This is a genomic window from Kitasatospora sp. NPDC001664, assembly GCF_053596675.1.
Window position 1 is genome coordinate 172,770 of record NZ_JBSFGS010000002.1, and the last position, 19,784, is coordinate 192,553.

General features: G+C 72.7%; 18 protein-coding genes. 15 read left to right on the top strand and 3 right to left on the bottom strand.

Annotation, left to right across the window (positions count from 1 at the left end; translation table 11 throughout):
• Window positions 1-22: 22 nt before the first annotated feature.
• Window positions 23-1,258, bottom strand: a complete 1,236-nt coding sequence (locus tag ACWCYY_RS03180; RefSeq protein WP_449794914.1) for an MFS transporter — start codon at window positions 1,256-1,258, stop codon at window positions 23-25.
• Between the two features lie 98 nt (window positions 1,259-1,356).
• On the opposite strand from ACWCYY_RS03180, the gene ACWCYY_RS03185 reads away from it, so the two are divergent.
• The 6 genes from ACWCYY_RS03185 to ACWCYY_RS03210 all read left to right on the top strand — a co-directional run bounded on the left by ACWCYY_RS03185 (window position 1,357) and on the right by ACWCYY_RS03210 (window position 6,815).
• Complete coding sequence (locus ACWCYY_RS03185; RefSeq protein ID WP_449794915.1) at window positions 1,357-2,220, top strand: winged helix-turn-helix transcriptional regulator; 864 nt, start codon at window positions 1,357-1,359, stop codon at window positions 2,218-2,220.
• Window positions 2,221-2,402: 182 nt separating this feature from the next.
• Window positions 2,403-3,422: an LLM class flavin-dependent oxidoreductase gene (locus tag ACWCYY_RS03190; RefSeq protein ID WP_449794916.1), complete on the top strand. Its 1,020-nt coding sequence runs from the start codon at window positions 2,403-2,405 to the stop codon at window positions 3,420-3,422.
• 264 nt (window positions 3,423-3,686) lie between these two features.
• The gene (locus tag ACWCYY_RS03195; RefSeq protein WP_345279066.1) at window positions 3,687-4,799 is read left to right on the top strand and encodes a M24 family metallopeptidase; all 1,113 of its coding nucleotides are present in this window, start codon (window positions 3,687-3,689) and stop codon (window positions 4,797-4,799) included.
• Window positions 4,800-4,869: 70 nt separating this feature from the next.
• On the top strand, window positions 4,870-5,430 hold the full coding sequence (gene efp, locus ACWCYY_RS03200; protein ID WP_345283286.1) for an elongation factor P: 561 nt from the start codon (window positions 4,870-4,872) through the stop codon (window positions 5,428-5,430).
• A gap of 2 nt (window positions 5,431-5,432) precedes the next feature.
• Window positions 5,433-5,873 (top strand): transcription antitermination factor NusB, encoded by a 441-nt coding sequence (gene nusB, locus ACWCYY_RS03205; RefSeq protein ID WP_345283287.1) that lies wholly within the window; start codon window positions 5,433-5,435, stop codon window positions 5,871-5,873.
• A gap of 117 nt (window positions 5,874-5,990) precedes the next feature.
• Complete coding sequence (locus ACWCYY_RS03210) at window positions 5,991-6,815, top strand: thioesterase family protein (protein ID WP_380150334.1); 825 nt, start codon at window positions 5,991-5,993, stop codon at window positions 6,813-6,815.
• Here the strand turns inward: ACWCYY_RS03210 and ACWCYY_RS03215 are convergent, their stop codons facing one another.
• Window positions 6,816-7,688, bottom strand: coding sequence for a hypothetical protein (locus tag ACWCYY_RS03215; protein WP_449794917.1), 873 nt, complete (start codon window positions 7,686-7,688; stop codon window positions 6,816-6,818). It abuts the gene before it with no gap.
• 209 nt (window positions 7,689-7,897) lie between these two features.
• Here ACWCYY_RS03215 and ACWCYY_RS03220 point away from each other — a divergent pair, with 209 nt between their 5' ends.
• The gene (locus tag ACWCYY_RS03220) at window positions 7,898-8,755 is read left to right on the top strand and encodes a hypothetical protein (protein ID WP_449794918.1); all 858 of its coding nucleotides are present in this window, start codon (window positions 7,898-7,900) and stop codon (window positions 8,753-8,755) included.
• 82 nt (window positions 8,756-8,837) lie between these two features.
• Here ACWCYY_RS03220 and bldD read toward each other — a convergent pair whose 3' ends face one another.
• On the bottom strand, window positions 8,838-9,341 hold the full coding sequence (bldD, locus tag ACWCYY_RS03225; RefSeq protein WP_345283293.1) for a transcriptional regulator BldD: 504 nt from the start codon (window positions 9,339-9,341) through the stop codon (window positions 8,838-8,840).
• 301 nt (window positions 9,342-9,642) lie between these two features.
• Here bldD and pyrR point away from each other — a divergent pair, with 301 nt between their 5' ends.
• The 8 genes from pyrR (at window position 9,643) to ACWCYY_RS03265 (ending at window position 19,783) form a co-directional block, all read left to right on the top strand.
• A complete protein-coding gene (gene pyrR / locus ACWCYY_RS03230; RefSeq protein WP_345283295.1) occupies window positions 9,643-10,251 on the top strand; it encodes a bifunctional pyr operon transcriptional regulator/uracil phosphoribosyltransferase PyrR in 609 nt (202 codons plus the stop codon).
• A gap of 75 nt (window positions 10,252-10,326) precedes the next feature.
• The gene (locus ACWCYY_RS03235) at window positions 10,327-11,631 is read left to right on the top strand and encodes a dihydroorotase (protein ID WP_449794919.1); all 1,305 of its coding nucleotides are present in this window, start codon (window positions 10,327-10,329) and stop codon (window positions 11,629-11,631) included.
• The gene (locus ACWCYY_RS03240) at window positions 11,631-12,197 is read left to right on the top strand and encodes a PH-like domain-containing protein (RefSeq protein WP_449794920.1); all 567 of its coding nucleotides are present in this window, start codon (window positions 11,631-11,633) and stop codon (window positions 12,195-12,197) included. The genes ACWCYY_RS03235 and ACWCYY_RS03240 overlap by 1 nt, the downstream gene beginning before the upstream one ends.
• Window positions 12,194-13,369, top strand: coding sequence for a glutamine-hydrolyzing carbamoyl-phosphate synthase small subunit (gene carA, locus ACWCYY_RS03245; RefSeq protein WP_345283297.1), 1,176 nt, complete (start codon window positions 12,194-12,196; stop codon window positions 13,367-13,369). Before ACWCYY_RS03240 ends, carA begins: the two co-directional genes overlap by 4 nt.
• A gap of 3 nt (window positions 13,370-13,372) precedes the next feature.
• A complete protein-coding gene (carB, locus tag ACWCYY_RS03250) occupies window positions 13,373-16,681 on the top strand; it encodes a carbamoyl-phosphate synthase large subunit (protein ID WP_449794921.1) in 3,309 nt (1,102 codons plus the stop codon).
• A gap of 87 nt (window positions 16,682-16,768) precedes the next feature.
• Entirely contained in the window at window positions 16,769-17,866 is a 1,098-nt protein-coding gene (locus ACWCYY_RS03255) for a quinone-dependent dihydroorotate dehydrogenase (RefSeq protein ID WP_449794922.1), read from the top strand.
• Window positions 17,867-18,038: 172 nt separating this feature from the next.
• The gene (locus ACWCYY_RS03260) at window positions 18,039-18,824 is read left to right on the top strand and encodes a dihydroorotate dehydrogenase electron transfer subunit (protein WP_449794923.1); all 786 of its coding nucleotides are present in this window, start codon (window positions 18,039-18,041) and stop codon (window positions 18,822-18,824) included.
• Window positions 18,824-19,783, top strand: a complete 960-nt coding sequence (locus ACWCYY_RS03265) for a dihydroorotate dehydrogenase (RefSeq protein WP_449794924.1) — start codon at window positions 18,824-18,826, stop codon at window positions 19,781-19,783. The genes ACWCYY_RS03260 and ACWCYY_RS03265 overlap by 1 nt, the downstream gene beginning before the upstream one ends.
• The last annotated feature ends 1 nt before the right edge of the window (window position 19,784 follow it).

The window sequence follows — 19,784 nt, forward strand, 5'->3', positions numbered from 1 at the left end:
CCGAGGGCACCGTGACGGCTGCTCAGGCGTGCTCCAGGGCCCCGGCCGCCCCGGCCGCCCCGGCCGCCCCGGTCGCCGTCGCGGGCAGCGGGGGCCGGGAGCGCAGGGCGGGGGAGGCGGCCAGCAGGACCGCCGCCCCCGCGAGCAGGCCGGCCCCGGCGCAGAGCGGCCAGAGCAGGCCGGGCGCCGCGTCGTACACCGCCCCGCCGATCGCCGGGGCGAGTACGGAGCCGCTGATCGAGGCGCCCGCGTACAGGCTCTGGAAGCGCCCCTGGAGGTGGAGCGGGGCGCAGTCCGCGACGTAGGCGGTGGCGGGGGTCTTGTAGAGGATCTCGCCTAGGGTCAGCAGTGCCATGGTGGCGACCGCGAGCCAGACCGAGGCACCGAGCGCCAGCAGGCCGTAGGCGAGACCGACCAGGCCCAGGCCGGCGCCGATGATCCGCAGCGGGGAGCGCTTGCGCAGGGCCACGGTGGCGGGCAGTTCCAGGCAGAGGATCACGCCGCCGTTGATCGCCATCAGGGCGCCGTACACCTCGCTGCCGATGCCGTGGTCCCGGAGGAAGACCGGCAGGGTGCCGTACTGCTGACGGTAGACGGTGTCGATCACCACGACGGCCGGCAGCAGCACCAGGAGGCCCGGCCGGGCCCGCAGCGCGCTCCACAGCGACTCGCCCCCGGCGGCGACGGCGGCCCGCTCAGCCCTGCCCGGGTCGGCGGTGAGCACCAGCGCCGCGTACCCGGCGAACAGCAGCGCGCCGATCCCGTCGGCCAGGAAGAGCCACCCGTACGAGACCTGAGCCGCGATCAGACCGCCGAGCGGCGCGCCGAGCGCGAAGCCCGCGTTCCCGGCGAAGCGCATCACCGCGACGCCCTGCCGCCGTGCCCCGGCCGGGACGGCGGCGGTGACCAGGGTGGCGTTGGCCGCCCGGGCCGCGCCGGAGGCGTACATCGACAGCGGCAGCACCAGCAGCAGGGCGGCGACCGGCAGCACCGGCAGCACGATCAGCCCCGCGCCGGAGACCACCGAGCTGATCAGCAGGACCCGCCGGTGGCCGAAGTGGTCGCCGAACCAGCCGCCGGTGAAGTTCCCCGCCACCGACCCGATCCCGCCCACGCCCGCGACCAGGCCCGCCTCGGCGACGCCGATGCCGCGCTCGGCGGTCAGGAAGAGGAAGAGGTAGACGAAGGTGAAGGCGGTCATGGTGTTGACGAAGATGCCCACCGACAGGAGCCAGACGGCCCTCGGTACTGCTCGCACGTGATCGGCCCCCGCTAGTCAGTTCCTTTGAGGAATGGACTATGCCAGCATGGGAGGGTGAGGGTCAACGGCAATCGGTGGTCGGCGGAGGAGGTCGGGTGCCCAGACGAGGCGGGCCCGGGGACGAGAACTGCGCCGTCGCCCAGTCCCTGGACGTGGTCGGCGACGCCTGGACGCTGCTGATCGTCCGCGACATCGCGCGCGGCCAGCACCGCTTCGACGGCCTCCAGCACGAACTCGGCCTCTCCCGGAAGGTCCTGACGGAGCGTCTGGCCCTGCTGGTGGACTCCGGGGTGCTCAGCCGCGAGCCGTACCAGAGCCGCCCGCCGCGCTACGAGTACCGCCTCACCGAGCGCGGGCGCGGGCTGCTGCCGGTGCTGGTCGCGCTCCAGGACTGGGGCGACACCTGGCTGCTCGGCGACGGCAGCTACACGGCCACCGCCGACGAGCACTCCCGCGAGGCCGAGCGCGTCCACGCGCTGCTCGGCACCCGGGTCCCCGAGCTGCTGCTCCCCACGGCGGACGGCCCGCTCGACCCGGTGGCCGGGCTCACCGTCCTCTACTGCTTCCCCGGGGCCTTCGCCCGCCCCGAGCTCTACCCGCCCGGCTGGGGCGCCGTCCCCGGCGCGGCCGGCTGCACCCTCGAATCCCGTGGCTACCAGGCCCGGCTGGCCGAGTTCACCGCCGCCGGGGCCGCCGTGCACGGCGTCTCCACCCAGCGCACCGACGAACAGCGCGCCTTCACCGAGGCCGAGGGGCTCGCCTTCCCCCTGCTCTCCGACGCCGCCCTCGAACTGGCCGCAGCGCTGCGCCTCCCCACCCTCCGGGCCGGCGGCACCACCCGCCTCAAGCGCCTCACCCTGGTGATCGGCCCCGACCGGACGGTCCGTCAGGTCCAGTACCCGGTCACCGACATCGCGGCGAGCATCGAGACGGCGCTGCGGGAGGTCGCGGCCGGCTGACCGGGGCCCACGTACTGCCGGGACGTCACGGCCGTGTTGCCCCCGATGTCCATTCCGGCCCGACCCTTGATCGTCTCCCCCGTCGCGTGTGACGGTGGCCGGGCGCCCGGTGACCGGCCGGGCCGTGTCGGTCGACCCGCGCCGTACCGCGTCCGGCCCGTCGCGGAGAACGGAGGCCCCCGGTGCCCTCGCCCTCCCAGCCCCTGCGCAAGCTGGGCTTCCTGACCATCGGGCTGTTCGACCCCGCCGATCCCGGCAAGGGCCACGAGTCGACCCTGCGGATCATCGAACTCGGTGAGCAGCTCGGCTTCGACGGCGCCTGGGTGCGCCACCGGCACCTCCAGTACGGGATCTCCTCGCCCGTCGCCGTCCTGGCGGCCGCCACCCAGCGCACCCACCGGATCGAACTGGGCACCGCGGTCATCCCGCTGGGCTGGGAGAACCCGCTGCGCCTGGCCGAGGACCTCGCGACCGTCGACCTCCTCTCCGGCGGCCGGCTCAACCCCGGAGTCAGCGTCGGCCGCCCCGGTCACTGGGACCAGGTCGCCCCCGCGCTGTACCCGGACACCGCGGCGGTCGAGGAGTTCGGCTACGAGCGGGTGCGGCGACTGCTGGACTTCGTCAAGGGCGAGCCCGCCACCGACTTCAGCGGCGTCGAAGGCATCGAGGTGTACTCCGACCGGGTCCAGCCCGTGGCCCCCGGCCTGGCGGACCGCCTCTGGTACGGCGGCGGGAGCCTGCGCTCGGCCCGCTGGGCGGGCGAGCAGGGGCTGAACCTGCTGACCAGCAACGTGGTCCGGGCGGAGGAGTCGGAGGACTTCGCCACCATCCAGCGCTCGCAGATCGACGCCTTCCGCAGCCACCACCCGGAGGGCGCCCGCGCCCGGGTCTCCCAGGGGCTGGTGGTCGTCCCCACCGACAGCGCCACGCCCGAGCAGCGCGCGAAGTACCTGGCGTACGCGCGGAACCGGCTCCCGCGCACCGCCACCCCGCAGGGGCCGTCCCGGATGATGTTCGCGCCGGACCTGGTCGGGACCTCCGCCGAGATCGCCGAACGGCTGTACGCCCACGCCGGGTTCCAGGCGGTCGACGAAGCGGTCTTCGCGCTGCCGTTCAGCTTCGAGCACGAGGACTACGTCCAGATCCTCACGGACATCGCCACCCGGCTCGCTCCGGCCCTCGGCTGGCGTTCGGCGGCGTGACCGAGGTCGACCGGCGTGGGGTGGTGGTCACACCGGGGGCGCGGGGAACTGCGCGCTGCGGGAGGCGTCGACCGTGTGCCGGGTACGGACATTCACTTGCAACTGGTTCTCCGTACCCGGCAAACGGGTCTCCTTCTCCGACTCGCGCAGTTCCTCGCGCCCCTGACCGCCCTCCGGGCGGTGCGGGGGCGGTGCGGGGGCGAGGCGGCCACGGGCGGGTGCGTTCGGCGGGCGGGGCGGGCGTGGGGTTCTTAGGCTCGGGGCATGGTTGACGCACACGGGGCTCGGCGGGAACGGCTCAGGCAGCACTGCAGCGCCTCCGGCGCCGACGCGGCGCTGGTCACCCGTCCCGCGAACGTCCGGTACCTGACCGGCTGCGCGCCCTGCGGGGCCACCCTCCTGCTCACCCGGGACAGGGCGCTGCTCGCGCTGCCCGAGGACCTGCCCCCCGACGACACCGGGGAGCACCTGGTGCCGGACGACCCCGAGCTCTCCCGGGTGCCGGTGCCCGGCGAGACCGACACGGCGCTGGCCGCCGCCGAGGCCGCGGCCCGGCTGGGGGTGCGCGACCTGGCGGTGGAGGAGCACGACCTGACGGTCAGTCGGCACCGCGCGGTGGCCGGGCTGGCCAAGGGGGTCAACCTGCTGGACCTGGCCCGCGCGGTGGAGCGCCAGCGGGTGGTCAAGGACGAGCACGAGATCGCCGACCTGCGGATCGCCGCCGAGATCGCCGACCAGGCGCTCGGCGAGCTGCTGGAGTCGATCCTGGTCGGCCGCACCGAGCGCCACCTGGCGATGGAGCTGGAGCGCCGGATGATCGACCACGGCGCGGACCGGGCCGCCTTCCCGGTCTCGGTCGGCACCGGCAGCCACTCCGGCCAGGAGGCCCACCTGCCCACCGACCGCCGGGTCGAGGAGGGCGACTTCCTCACCGTGGTGCTCGGCGCCCAGTACCGCGGCTACCGGGTCTCCACCGCCCGCACCTTCGTGATCGGCGCCGCCCCTGCCCCCTGGCAGGTCGACCTGCACCGCCTGGTCTTCCGCGCCCAGCGGGCCGGCCGGGAGGCCCTCCAGCCGGGTGTCCCGCAGCACGCACCGGACCTGGCCGCCCGCGAGATCCTCCAGTCCGCTGGCCACGCGGGCAACGCCGTGCACCCGCTCGGTCACGGCATCGGACTCGAGATCAGGGAGGCGCCGCGTCTCGGGCCCGCGGACATGGGTAAACTGGACAATCGCGTGCCGGTCACCGTCGGCCCCGGGGTGCACATCCCCGGAAAGGGCGGAGTCCGGATCGAGGACACGCTCGTGGTGCGCCCCCTCGAAGAGGGCGGGCCCGAGCTGCTCACCATCACGACCAAGGAGCTCCTCGCGCTGTAGCCGCCCCGGCGGCCGCGGCACGCGCAATCCCTTGGTTCCTTGACAGCTATATCCAGGAGTAAGTGCGCCCGTGGCTTCCACGAACGATCTCAAGAACGGCATGGTCCTCAACATCGACGGCAAGCTGTGGTCCGTCGTCGAGTTCCAGCACGTGAAGCCCGGCAAGGGCCCGGCCTTCGTGCGCACCAAGCTCAAGGAGGTCCTCAGCGGCAAGGTCGTCGACAAGACCTTCAACGCCGGCGTCAAGGTGGAGACCGCCAACGTCGACAAGCGCACCATGCAGTTCTCGTACAAGGACGGCGAGAACTTCGTGTTCATGGACATGGACACCTACGACCAGCTCACCATCGAGCCGTCCGTGGTCGGCGACGCCGCCAAGTACCTGCTCGAGGGCTTCGAGGCCCTGGTCGCGCAGAACGACGGCTCCCCGCTGTACGTCGAGCTCCCGGCCGCCGTCGAGCTCGTGATCGCCGAGACCGAGCCGGGCGTCCAGGGCGACCGCTCCACCGGTGGCACCAAGCCGGCCACCCTGGAGACCGGCACCGAGATCCAGGTGCCGCTCTTCGTCACCACCGGCGAGAAGGTCAAGGTCGACACCCGCGACGGCAGCTACCTGGGCCGGGTCAAGTAACCGTGTCCGCTGCTCGCACCAAGGCCCGCACCCGGGCCTTCCAGATCCTCTTCGAGGCCGACCACCGCGGGGTCGACCCCCAGCGGGTGCTCGCCGACTGGATCGCGCGGGCGCGCGACCCCAAGCCGGACGAGGGCATCCCGCAGGTCGGCGAGTACACCATGCAGTTGATCGAGGGCTACGTGCAGCACGCCCGCAAGATCGACGAGCTGATCTCGACCTACGCCGTGGGCTGGACCCTCGACCGGATGCCGATCGCGGACCGCAACGTCCTGCGCCTCGGTGCCTACGAGCTGATCTGGGAGGACGGCGTCCCGGACGCGGTCGTCCTGGACGAGGCCGTCGAGATCGCCAAGGAGTACTCCACGGACGACTCCCCGGCCTTCGTCAACGGCCTGCTCGCCCGCTTCCTGGAGCTCAAGCCGACCCTGCGTCGCGACTGAGCACCGAGCCACGGAGCCGCCGGCCCCTTCGGGGGTCCGGCGGCTCTGTCGTTCCCGGGGGCGGCTGGCCTATGGTGGCTACTGACGGGTAACTGCTCTGCGAAGGCGGCTCCACCGATGACCACCGCGATCCTCAGCGAGTTCGACCAGGGCATCGCCCTCAAGACCGACGGCCCCGGGGCGTACCGGGCGGAGTTGGGCGAGGGCTGGCAGATCGGCGGCGGGATCAACGGGGGACTGCTGCTGGCGGTGGCGGGGCACGCGCTCTCGCTGGACCACCCCGAGCACCCGGATCCGGTCTCGATCAGCGGGTACTACCTGTCGGCCTCGGTGCCCGGGCCGGCGGAGGTGCGGACGGAGTCGGTGCGGCGGGGGCGTTCGCTCTCCACCGCGACGGCCTCGCTGAGCCAGGGCGGGGAGGAGCGGCTGCGGGTGCTCGCCACCTACGGGGACCTGAGCACCCATCAGGGGGAGGTGCGGACCACCGCGGTGGCGCCGCAGCTGCCGCCGGTGGAGCAGTGCATCGGCGTGGAGCACGCGCCGCCGCAGCTGATCTCGCAGGCCGCGCTGCTGGAGCGGTTCGACCTGCGGCTGGACCCGGCCAGCGTCGGCTGGGCGCTCGGGCAGCCGTCCGGGCGGGGGCTGATCCAGGGCTGGTTCAAGCTGGCCGACGGGCGCGAGCCGGACCCGCTCTCGCTGCTGCTGGTGGCCGACGCGCTGCCGCCGGTCACCTTCGACCTCGGCATGCCCGGCTGGGCGCCCACCATCGAACTGACGGTCCATCTGCGGGCCCGGCCGGTGCCCGGCTGGCTCCGGGTGGTGCACTCGACCAGGAACCTGGCGGCGGGTCACTTCGAGGAGGACTGCGAGGTCTGGGACGCCTCCGGCCGGCTGGTCGCCCAGTCCCGCCAGCTGGCCCGGGCGCCGCGGCCGCCGAAGTAGTCAGCCGAAGTAGGACGGCTGCCGGACGGCGAGGCTCGCGGCCATCGCGGCCAGGGTCTCGTCCGTCACGTGCGTGCCGTCGGCGGTGAGGGTGACCATCGAGTCCCCGCGGTGGACGAAGAGCACCACGGTGCTGGACTGCATGACGGCCCGCCAGGTGGTGTCGGTGAGCGCGGTGCAGGCCAGGGAGAGCGGCTCCCGGGCGGGGCCGTCGGCGCGGCAGTACGGCGGGCCGAAGTCCGGGTGGGCGACGGAGACCGTCACCTCGACGTCCCGGTTCGCGGGCGCGCCGTCCGGGTGGAGGGCGTAGGAGAGCGTGCGGCGTTCGCTGTCGACCCTCGGCGGGCTCACCCGCAGGCCGGTGGCGTCCGGGCCGAGCAGCGGGACCGTGGCGGTGGCCACGTAGTCGGCCCGGCGCTGGTCCGCCCGCCGGTCGCCGAGCGCCGAGGCCAGCGGCCAGAGCGGGAGGAGGGCCGCCACCAAGGCGACCCGGGCGGCGAGGGGTGGGCGGCCGGGCAGCACCACGGGCGTGACGAAGGCGTACGCGGCTCCGGTGAGCAGCGGGAAGAGCTGCCAGGGCGGGGCCAACTCGGCGCGGCCGGTCTGCGCGGCGACGAACCAGACGACCAGCGGCGCCGTGGTGACCACCCGGACGGCGGGGCGGACGTCGAGCAGGTGCAGGGCGATGCCGGCCAGCACCGAGAGGACGGTGACGGAGCCGAGGACGCCGAGGACGATCCAGTTCAGGCAGCCCCAGCCGTCGGCCGTGCACCAGCTGCGGTCGGCCCGGGCGGTCAGCCACCCCGCGCCGAGCAGGGCCGCGCCACCCACCGATCCCACCAGGGCCGCCCGCAGCACCCGTGATCCGAACATCCCGCTTCCCCCCGTCGGCGTGCCATCCGCAGAGCAGTGTGGGGGGCGCGGGTGAACCGCGCATGAGCACCCGTACTCAGGCGCTCGCGGTGGCGGATGCGTCACGGACGGTTACAGGCTTGTGACGTGCGGTACGTGTGCGCCCGCCGGGGAGGGGGAGGTAGAGGGGCAGCGGCACTCCGCCGCCGACGAACCATCAGGAGCCTCCGATGAGCCGTAACGGTCGCCCGTCCCGCGCCTCCCGCTGCACCTCCCACCAGCCGGCCCGACACGAGGACCAGGCGTTCGTGACCGGCATCCTGGCCGGCCCGGAGGACTTCGAGCGGGTGCGGGAGTGGCGGCTGACGGACGCTCCGGACTACGACGCCTACCTGCTGGACACCGCGGTGCTGCTCCAGGAGGCGCGGCGCAGCTTCGGGGTGGTGCAGGCCCGGGTGTTCCACCCGCAGGACTTCGCCGAGTTCTGCCTGCTGCACGGGCTGGACCCGGCGGAGCAGACCTCCCGGGACCGCTACCTGGTCAACCCGTCGCTGCAGACCCAGCTGCTGCCCTACCAGGGCGAGGAGCTCTCGGGGGACTTCCTGCCGCGCCTGGTGCGGGCCCGGGAGAACGGGCTGACCCTGCGCCACGCGGACCTGCTGCTGGACGGCGGGCTGTACGCGGCGGAGGAGGACGCCGACCCGGCGGTGCGGCGGGCCTACCAGGCGGGGGCGGAGGTGTTCCGCCGGATGCTGGTGGGGGCCGGCCCGGGCACGTACGAGTTCCGCTGCGCGGTCGGGGCGCCGGGCGGGCGGCTGACGGCGGAGGCCCGGATCCTGCACTGGGAGGACGGCGTGGTGCGGATCAACGACGAGGACCTGGACCTGGTCTGCGCGGTGCTCTGCGCCGGGCTGTACCGGGAGCTCCCGGGAGCGGCGCTGCTGCACGGGACCCAGGGCTCGGCCTGCGGGGAGTACCGGCAGACGGCCTGGGGCTGGCAGGGCGGCGGGCACGGGTACGTGCCGGCGGCGGTGGAGCTGGACGGGGTGGCGTCCGGGCCGGGGTTCAGCCTGGGGACGGTGTGCTGACCGGGGGGCCGGGACGCGCGAACGGCGGAGCGGGCCCCGCGGGGGGCCGCTCCGCCGTGACGTTTCTGCAGGTGACGTCAGGTCAGTTGACGTCCTCCTCCCGCACCGCGCGGCGCGCGTCCGGGTTGAGCACGCCCCAGCTGATCAGCTGCTCGGTGAGGATCGAGGGGGACTGGTCGTAGATGACGGCCAGGGTGCGGAGGTCGTCCTGACGGATCGACAGCACCTTCCCGTTGTAGTCGCCGCGCTGGCTCTGGATGGTGGCCGCGTAGCGCTGCAGCGGGCCGGCCTTCTCGGACGGCACCTGAGTCAGTCTCTCCAGGTCGAGCACCAGGCGCGGCGGCGGCTCGGCCGCGCCGCCGGGGGTGCCGCCGGGCAGCAGCTCCTGGACCGGCACGCCGTAGAACTCCGCCAGCTCCGCGAGGCGCTGCACCGTGACCGCGCGGTCGCCGCGCTCGTACGAGCCGACCACCACGGCCTTCCAGCGCCCCTGGGACTTCTCCTCGACGCCGTGCAGGGAGAGCCCCTGCTGAGTGCGGATCGCCCGGAGCTTGGCCCCGAGCTGCTTCGCGTAGTCGCTGGACATTGGTCTCCCCGGACGAGATTGCTTCGCGTTGAAGGGTGAGCACGAGCGGGCTGGTGGTTCAGCTGCCGGACCCGGCTGCGTTACCGGTGGGTTCGGCGGCGGTCTCGTAACTCACTGTGAGGTTACGTAGAGTGAGGTAGTTGCGTCAAGCCGAATGGTGCACTCGTGCGATTGGGCCCCTGACCAGGCAGACATGATCCCCCTGTTAGGATGGCGTCGGCTTCCGGCGCAGCCCGGGGGTCGTTCCACAGACATCCTTTAAAGCCCGTCCTGTGAGGCGGGGAAGGAGGTCGGCTTCGGCATGACCACACGCACTGACTCAGCGCGTCCACCGCACCAGGTGCTGGACGCCACCGATGTGACCCGGGTGATCACCCGGATCGCGCACGAGATCGTCGAGCGCGCCAAGGGCGCGGAGGACGTCGTGCTGCTCGGCATCCACACCCGCGGGGTGCACCTCGCCCGCCGCCTGCAGGCCAAGCTGGCCCAGATCACCGGCCGCGAGATACCCATGGGCACCCTGGACATCACGATGTACCGGGACGACCTGCGGCTGAAGCCCGCCCGGGCCGCCGAGCACACCGAGATCCCGGCCGACGGGATCGAGGGCAAGCTGGTCATCCTGGTCGACGACGTCCTCTTCTCAGGCCGCACCATCCGCGCCGCGCTCGACGCGCTGAGCGACATCGGCCGCCCGCGCGCCGTCCAGCTCGCGGTGCTGGTCGACCGGGGCCACCGCGAACTGCCGATCCGTGCCGACTACGTGGGCAAGAACCTGCCGACCTCGCTGCGCGAGGCGGTCCAGGTCCGGCTCGCCGACGTGGACGGCCGGGACGCCGTGCTGGTCGGGGACCGCGACTACGCGGCCCGTTCCTCGCAGGCCTTCGCCTCCGAGCCCTCCGGGGAGTAGCGGCCGGGCGGTGCTCCGTGCCCGCCCCGCCGTGCTGCCTCGTACCCCCGTACCGAAGACCCCCGGAGCACAGTCATGACCACGTACCTGATCCGCAACGCCCAGATCCTGGGCGGCGCCCCGCAGGACCTCCTCCTCGCCGAGGGCGTCATCCAGCAGATCGGCACCGACCTGGACGCCTCCGCCGACGTCGAGATCGACGCCCGCGGCCTGCTGGTGCTGCCCGGCCTGGTGGACCTGCACACCCACCTGCGCCAGCCCGGCAAGGAGGAGGCCGAGACCGTCCTGACGGGCACTCAGGCCGCCGCCATGGGCGGCTTCACCGCCGTGCACGCGATGGCCAACACCACCCCGACCGCCGACACCGACGAGGTGGTCGAGCAGGTCCACCGCCTGGCCCTGGAGGCCGGCTACTGCGACGTGCACCCCGTCGGCGCCGTCACCGTCGGCCTGGAGGGCAAGGAGGCGGCCGACTGGGACGGCATGCACCGCTCCGCCGCCGCCGTCCGGGTCTTCTCCGACGACGGCAAGTGCGTGGACGACGCCGTGATGATGCGCGCCGCGCTGGAGTACGCCAAGAGCATCGACGGCGTGGTCGCCCAGCACGCCCAGGAGCCCCGCCTGACCGAGGGCGCCCAGATGAACGAGGGCACCGTCTCGGCCGAGCTCGGCATGCCCGGCTGGCCCGCCGTCGCCGAGGAGGCGGTCATCGCCCGCGACGTCGCGCTGGCCGCGGCCACCGGCGGCCGGCTGCACGTCTGCCACCTCTCGACCAAGGGTTCGGTGGAGATCGTCCGCTGGGCCAAGTCCCGCGGCCTGGACGTGACCGCCGAGGTGACGCCGCACCACCTGCTGCTCACCGACGAGCTGGTCCGCACGGGCGACGCGGTCTACAAGGTCAACCCGCCGCTGCGCACCGAGGAGGACGTGCTCGCGCTGCGCGCCGCGCTGGCCGACGGCACCATCGACGCGGTCGGCACCGACCACGCGCCGCACCCCGAGGCGGACAAGACCTGCGCCTGGGCGGTGGCCGCGATGGGCATGGTCGGTCTGGAGACCGCGCTCTCGGTGGTCCAGCAGACCATGGTGGACACCGGTCTGATGAACTGGCAGGGCGTGGCGGACCGGATGTCGCACCGCCCGGCCCGGATCGGCCGTCTCACCGGGCAGGGCCGCCCGATCTCGGTCGGTGAGCCCGCCAACCTGGTGCTGTTCGATCCCGCGTACCGTGGGACCGTGACCCCCGCCGCCTTCGCCACCCGCAGCCGGAACACCCCCTTCAAGGGCCTCGACCTGCCCGGGAAGGTGCACGCCACCTTCCTGCGCGGCACCGCCACGGTGCTCGCCGGGGCCCTGACCGAGCTGGGTGAGGACGCGTGATGCTCCTTCAGCTGGCCCAGGAGAAGGCGAAGATCACCGACTGGACCCCGTACCTGGGGTGGATGGCCGGCCTGGCGATCCTGGTCGGGCTCGTCTACTGGCTGATGCGCCAGGGCTGGAACTGGCGCCGCACGCTCCAGTCCGACCTGCCCCCGCTGCCGGAGGTGCCCACCGACCCGGGCGCGCCGCTGCTGGAGGCGAAGGGCCGCTACCACGGCTCGACCACCGCCGGGAACTGGCTGGACCGGGTCGTCGCGCACGGCCTCGGCACCCGCAGCCTGGCCGAACTCACGCTCACCGAGCGGGGCCTGCTGGTCCGCCGGCCCGGTGACGTGGACCTCTGGATCCCTGCGGGCAGCCTGACGGCCGCCCGGACGGACTCCGGGATCGCGGGCAAGGTCGTGCCCGCCGGACTCCTCGTCATCACCTGGGACAACCAGGGTGTCGCGCTGGATTCCGGCTTCCGGGCCGACCACCCTGAGGAGCACACCGCCTGGGTCGAGGCGGTCGAGGCTCTCGTGACACGACGTACGACGAAGAAGACGGAAGAAGAGGCCGCCAAATGACCGCACCTGCCCCCACCACCACGCGCCACAGGCGGGAGCGCATCCCCGCCGTGCTCGTCCTGGAGGACGGCCGGGTGTTCCGCGGCCAGGCCTACGGCGCGGTCGGCGAGACCTTCGGCGAGGCCGTCTTCAACACCGGCATGTCCGGCTACCAGGAGACCCTGACCGACCCGTCCTACCACCGCCAGGTGGTCGTCATGACGGCCCCTCAGATCGGCAACACCGGCTGGAACGACGAGGACGACGAGTCCTCGCAGATCTGGGTGGCCGGCTACGTGGTCCGCGACCCCTCCCGGGTCACCTCCAACTGGCGCTCCGAGCGCTCGCTGGACGAGGAGCTGGTCCGCCAGGGCGTCGTCGGCATCAGCGGCGTGGACACCCGCGCCCTGACCCGGCACCTGCGCGAGCGCGGGGCGATGCGGGTCGGCATCTTCTCCGGCGAGGCGCTGGCCGACGAGGCCGAGCTGCTGGCCCGGGTCGGCCGCGCGCCCGAGATGAAGGGCGCCGACCTGTGCGCCGAGGTCGCCACCAAGGAGACCTACGTCGTCCCGGCGATCGGTGAGAAGAAGTACACCGTCGCCGCGCTGGACCTCGGCATCAAGGGCATGACCCCGCACCGGATGGCCGAGCGCGGCATCGAGGTGCACGTCTTCCCGGCGAACTCCACCGCCGAGGAGCTGTACGCGGTGAACCCGGACGGCGTGTTCTTCTCCAACGGCCCCGGCGACCCGGCCACCGCCGACCACCAGGTCGCGGTCGCCCGCGAGGTGCTGGCCAAGAAGACCCCGTTCTTCGGCATCTGCTTCGGCAACCAGATCCTCGGCCGGGCGCTCGGCTTCGGCACCTACAAGCTGAAGTACGGCCACCGCGGCATCAACCAGCCGGTGCAGGACCGCACCACCGGCAAGGTCGAGGTCACCGCGCACAACCACGGCTTCGCCGTGCAGGCCCCGCTGGACAAGGTGAGCGACACCCCGTTCGGCCGCGCCGAGGTCTCCCACGTCTGCCTGAACGACGACGTGGTCGAGGGCCTCCAGTGCCTGGACACCCCGGCCTTCTCGGTCCAGTACCACCCCGAAGCGGCAGCGGGCCCGCACGACGCGGCCTACCTCTTCGATCGCTTTGTCGACCTGATGGCCGGTGCCCCGGCCCGCACCACCGCAGGGAGCTGACCCGTGCCGAAGCGCACTGACATCAAGTCCGTCCTGGTGATCGGCTCCGGCCCGATCGTCATCGGCCAGGCCGCCGAGTTCGACTACTCCGGCACCCAGGCCTGCCGGGTGCTCCGCTCGGAGGGCCTGCGGGTCGTCCTGGTGAACTCCAACCCGGCCACGATCATGACCGACCCGGAGATCGCCGACGCCACCTACGTCGAGCCGATCACCCCGGAGTTCGTCGAGAAGATCATCGCCAAGGAGCGCCCCGACGTGCTCCTGCCGACCCTCGGCGGCCAGACCGCGCTCAACACCGCGATCTCGCTGCACGAGAACGGCACCCTCGCCAAGTACGGCGTCGAGCTGATCGGCGCCAACGTCGAGGCGATCCACAAGGGCGAGGACCGCCAGCTGTTCAAGGGCGTGGTCGAGGCCGTCAACGCCAAGATCGGCCACGGCGAGTCGGCCCGCTCGGTGATCTGCCACTCGATGGACGACGTGCTCAAGGGCGTGGAGACGCTGGGCGGTTACCCCGTCGTCGTGCGTCCCTCCTTCACCATGGGCGGCGCCGGCTCCGGCTTCGCCCACGACGAGGAGGACCTGCGCCGCATCGCCGGCCAGGGCCTGACCCTCTCGCCGACCACCGAGGTGCTCCTGGAGGAGTCCATCCTCGGCTGGAAGGAGTACGAGCTCGAGCTGATGCGCGACAAGAACGACAACGTCGTGGTCGTCTGCTCGATCGAGAACTTCGACCCGATGGGCGTGCACACCGGTGACTCGATCACCGTCGCCCCGGCGATGACCCTGACGGACCGTGAGTACCAGACGCTCCGTGACATCGGCATCGCGATCATCCGCGAGGTCGGCGTCGACACCGGCGGCTGCAACATCCAGTTCGCGATCAACCCGGTCGACGGCCGGATCATCGTGATCGAGATGAACCCGCGCGTCTCCCGCTCCTCGGCGCTGGCCTCCAAGGCCACCGGCTTCCCGATCGCCAAGATCGCGGCCAAGCTGGCGGTCGGCTACACCCTGGACGAGATCCCCAACGACATCACCGAGAAGACCCCGGCCTCCTTCGAGCCCTCGCTCGACTACGTCGTGGTCAAGGTGCCCCGCTTCGCGTTCGAGAAGTTCCCGAGCGCCGACGCCACGCTGACCACGACCATGAAGTCGGTCGGCGAGGCGATGGCCATGGGCCGCAACTTCCCCGAGGCGCTGAACAAGGCGCTGCGCTCGCTGGAGAAGAAGGGCTCGCAGTTCAACTGGACCGGCGAGCTCGGCGACAAGGCCGAGCTGCTGACGAAGAGCCAGGTCCCGACCGACGGCCGGATCAACACCGTCATGGACGCGATCCGGGCCGGCGCCACCCCGGAGGAGGTCTTCGACAACACGAAGATCGACCCGTGGTTCGTCGACCAGCTCTTCCTGATCAACGAGATCGCCGAGGAGCTCGCCGAGGCCGAGAAGCTCGACCCCGAGCTGCTCCGCCACGCCAAGCGGCACGGCTTCTCCGACCAGCAGATCGGCGAGATCCGCGGCCTGCGCTCCGACGTGGTCCGCGAGGTCCGGCACGCGCTGGGCATCCGCCCGGTCTTCAAGACCGTGGACACCTGCGCCGCCGAGTTCGCCGCCAAGACCCCGTACTTCTACTCGTCCTACGACGAGGAGACCGAGGTCGCCCCGCGCTCCAAGCCCGCCGTGATCATCCTGGGCTCCGGCCCGAACCGCATCGGCCAGGGCATCGAGTTCGACTACTCCTGCGTGCACGCCTCCTTCGCGCTCGCCGAGGCCGGGTACGAGACCGTCATGGTCAACTGCAACCCGGAGACCGTCTCCACCGACTACGACACCTCCGACCGGCTCTACTTCGAGCCGCTCACCCTGGAGGACGTGCTGGAGATCGTCCACGCCGAGCAGCAGGCCGGCCCGGTGGCCGGCGTGCTGGTCCAGCTCGGCGGGCAGACCCCGCTCGGCCTGGCCCAGGCGCTCAAGGACAACGGCGTGCCGATCGTCGGCACCCAGCCCGAGGCCATCGACCTGGCCGAGGAGCGCGGCGCCTTCGGCCGCGTGCTGCGCGACGCCGGCCTGCCGGCCCCCAAGCACGGCACCGCCTTCTCCTTCGAGGAGGCCAAGGCGATCGCCGACGAGATCGGCTACCCCGTGCTGGCGCGCCCCTCGTACGTGCTCGGCGGCCGCGGCATGGAGATCGTCTACGACGAGGCCTCGCTGGCCTCCTACCTGGAGCGGCACGCCGGTCTGATCTCCGAGCACCCGGTGCTGATCGACCGCTTCCTGGACGACGCGGTCGAGATCGACGTGGACGCCCTCTACGACGGCCACGAGCTCTACCTCGGCGGCGTGATGGAGCACATCGAGGAGGCCGGCATCCACTCCGGCGACTCGGCCTGCGCCCTGCCCCCGATCACCCTGGGCGGCTACGACATCAAGCGCCTGCGGGTCTCCACCGAGGCCATCGCCAAGGGCGTCGGCGTCCGCGGCCTGATCAACATCCAGTTCGCGCTGGCCGGGGACATCCTGTACGTCCTGGAGGCCAACCCGCGCGCCTCGCGCACCGTGCCCTTCACCTCGAAGGCCACCGCGGTGCCGCTGGCCAAGGCGGCGGCCCGGGTCTCGCTCGGCGCCACCATCGCCGAGCTGCGCGCCGAGGGCCTGCTGCCGAGCGAGGGCGACGGCGGCACGCTGCCGGCCGACTGCCCGATCTCGGTCAAGGAGGCCGTGATGCCGTGGAGCCGCTTCCGCGACATCCACGGCCGCGGCGTGGACACCGTGCTCGGCCCGGAGATGCGCTCGACCGGTGAGGTCATGGGCATCGACAAGGTGTTCGGCACCGCCTACGCCAAGGCCCAGGCCGGCGCCTACGGCGCCCTGCCCACCAAGGGCAAGGTCTTCGTCTCGGTCGCCAACCGCGACAAGCGCAACCTGGTCTTCCCGGCCCGCGCACTGGTCGAGATGGGCTTCGAGGTGCTCGCCACCTCCGGCACCGCCGAGGTGCTGCAGCGCGGCGGCATCCCGTCCACCGTGGTGCGCAAGCACAGCGAGGGCGAGGGCCCGAACGGCGAGAAGACCATCGTCCAGCTGATCCACGAGGGTGAGGTCGACCTCATCATCAACACCCCGTACGGCACCGGCGGCCGTCTGGACGGCTACGAGATCCGCACCGCGGCGGTGTCGCGCGGCGTCCCGTGCCTGACGACCGTTCAGGCGATGGGCGCGGCGGTGCAGGGCTCCGACGCGCTGCTGCGCGGCGAGGTCGGCGTGATGTCGCTCCAGGAGCACGCGGCCCTGATCAACGCCGGGCGCAAGTAGCTCATCCCCGTGGGGGGCACACCGCAGGTTGGGGTGCCCCCCACACCCATGTCCGCTTTCTGTTCCGAGGAAGGGTGCGACCCCGTCGTGTACAAGCTGCTGTTCGATCTGGTCTTCAAGAAGATGGACCCGGAGAAGGCGCACCACCTGGCGTTCTTCTGGATCCGGCTGGCCGCTTCGGTGCCCGGGCTGCGGCAGCTGGTGAAGCTGGTGCTGGCGCCGCGTCACGCCTCGCTGCGCACCACCGCCTTGGGGCTGGACCTGCCCGGGCCGTTCGGGCTGGGGGCCGGCTTCGACAAGAACGGGATCGGGATCGACGGGCTGTCGATGCTGGGCTTCGACTACGTCGAGATCGGCACCGTGACCGGTGAGCCGCAGCCGGGGAACCCGGCGCCGCGGCTGTTCCGGCTGGTCGAGGACCGGGCGCTGATCAACCGGATGGGCTTCAACAACCAGGGCTCGGCGCGGGTCGCGGCGCGGCTGGCCGGACGGGCCCGGACCGGGCTCACGCCGGTGGTGGGCGTGAACATCGGCAAGACCAAGGTGGTGGAGGAGGTCGACGCCACCGCCGACTACGTGAAGAGCACGGAGCGCCTGGCCGAGCACGCGGACTACCTGGTGGTGAACGTGAGTTCGCCGAACACGCCGGGGCTGCGCAACCTGCAGACGGTGTCGACGCTGGCACCGCTGCTGGTCGACGTGCGACGGGCGGCGGACCGGTCGGTGCCGCACCACGTGCCGCTGCTGGTGAAGATCGCGCCCGACCTGGCGGACGAGGACATCGACGCGATCGCCGACATGGCGATGGAGATCGGGCTGGACGGGATCATCGCGACCAACACCACCATCGGGCGGGAGGGGCTCAAGGAGTCCGCAGCCCGGGTGGAGGAGATCGGGATGGGCGGGCTGTCCGGGGCTCCGCTGAAGGCGCGGTCGCTGGAGGTGCTGCAGCGGCTCCGGGCGCGGACGGAGGGTCGGCTGGTGCTGGTCGCCGTGGGCGGCATCGAGACGGCGGACGACGCGTGGGAGCGGATCACGCACGGGGCCGATCTGGTGCAGGGGTACAGCGCGTTCATCTACGAGGGGCCGTTCTGGATGCGGAAGGTGCACCGGGGGCTGGCGGCCCGTCTGAAGGCGAGCGGGTACGCGACGATCGCTGACGCGGTGGGGACGGCGAAGGCCTGACCGGACGGGGCGCGGGGGTGGCCGCGCGTCGCGGAGTGCGGCAAGTGCCGTTCCCCTGCGCGCCCGCGCGGCGGAGCCGCAGGTGTCACGGCCTCGCGCCCCTGACGGGGCGCGTCCTGGGCCGCCGGTTGCTCGTTCTTGGTCCGGGGCGATTCCGAGGGAGTGAGGGCTGATGGCTCATCCAGTGGTGACCGAGGCGGAGTTGGTGGAGTCGGCGCCGGCCGGGGCGTACCGGCGGTTGGTGCTGCGGGCTCCGGAGGTGGCGCGGCGGGTCGGGCCGGGGCACTTCGTGATGCTGCGGGGGCGGGCGTTCTGGATCCACCGGGCGGATGTCGGGGGCGGGACGGTCGAGCTGGTGGTGGCCGAACGCGGGCCGGGGACACGGGAGTTGGTGCGCAGTCGGGTGGGGGACCGGTTGAGCCTGATCGCTCCGCTGGGGACGCCGTTCCCGGTGCCGGAGGGGCCGGTGAGTGCGTTGCTGGTGGCCGACGGGTACGGGAGCGCGGCGCTGTTCGGGCTGGCGGAGGGGATCCGGCGGCGGGGCGGGCAGGTCGGGTTCATCCTGGGGGCGGCGAGCGAGGAGCGGCTGTTCGGGACGGAGGCGGCCCGGGAGCTGACGCAGGACGTGCTGGTGGTGACGGAGGACGGTTCGGCGGGGCTGGCCGGGGTGGTGACCGAGGTCGTCGCGCAGGCGGTGAAGGCGATCGACGCCACCGTGGTGTACGCCTGCGGGCCGACCCCGATGCTGGCCGAAGTCGCGGCTGTCGCAGGTGAGTTGGGCGCACGGTGCTGGGCGGCGGTGGAGGAGGCGATGGCGTGCGGGACGGGGCTCTGCGCGGCCTGCCTGATGCCGGTGATCGGGGCCGACGGGGTGAGCCGGTCGGTGCGTTCCTGTACGGACGGGCCGGTGTTCGACGGGGCGCGGGTGCGCTGGGCGGAGACGGGGAAGGCGGCCTGATGGACCCTCGGGAGATCGACCTGACCGCCCCGCTGGGGCACCGTACGCTGCCGAACCCGCTGACCACCGCCTCGGGCTGCGCCGGGTACGGCCGGGAGCTGGCCAAGTTCGTGCCGTTGGACGCGCTGGGCTCGGTCACCACCAAGACGGTCATGCGGGAGCCGCGCACCGGCGGGCCCGCGCCGCCGACGGCCCGGACGCCCTCGGGGATGCTCAACGGCGTCGGCCTGCAGGGCGTCGGCGTCGCGCACCTGGTCCGGAACGAGCTGCCCTGGCTGGCCGAGCGCGGCGCCCGGGTGGTGGTCTCGGTCGCGGGGGAGCGGTTGGAGGAGTTCGCCGAGGTCACCGCCGCGCTGGACGGGCAGCCCGGGGTGGTCGGCGTCGAGGTCAACCTGTCCTGCCCGAACGCCGCCGACCGCGGCCAGGTCTTCGCCTGCAACCCCGCCACCTCCTACGACGTGGTCCGGGCGGTGCGCCGCGCGGCCGATGCCCAGCTGCCGGTCTACGCCAAGCTCTCCCCGGACGTCACCTCGGTCACCGAGATCGCCGCCGCCTGCGTGCAGGCCGGCGCCGACGGACTGTCCCTGATCAACACCCCCCTCGGGATGGCCATCGACCCCGTCACCCTGCGCCCGGTGCCGGGCGGCGCGGCCGGCGGGCTGTCCGGCCCGGCGATCCGGCCGCTGGCCGTGCGCTGCGTGCACCAGGTGCACGCGGAGATGCTGGCCGGACGGATCCCGAGGGTGCCGATCCTCGCCATGGGCGGGCTCCGGACCGGGCTGGACGCCCTGGAGTTCACCCTGGCCGGTGCCGCCGGCGTCGCCGTCGGCACCGCGCTGTTCCACGACCCCACCGCCCCGCTGCGCATCCTCGACGAGCTGCGCACCGAGCTGGCGGCGAGGGGCTTCGCCTCGTACACGGACGCGGTGGGGTACGCCCACCGCGCGGAATCCACCTGAA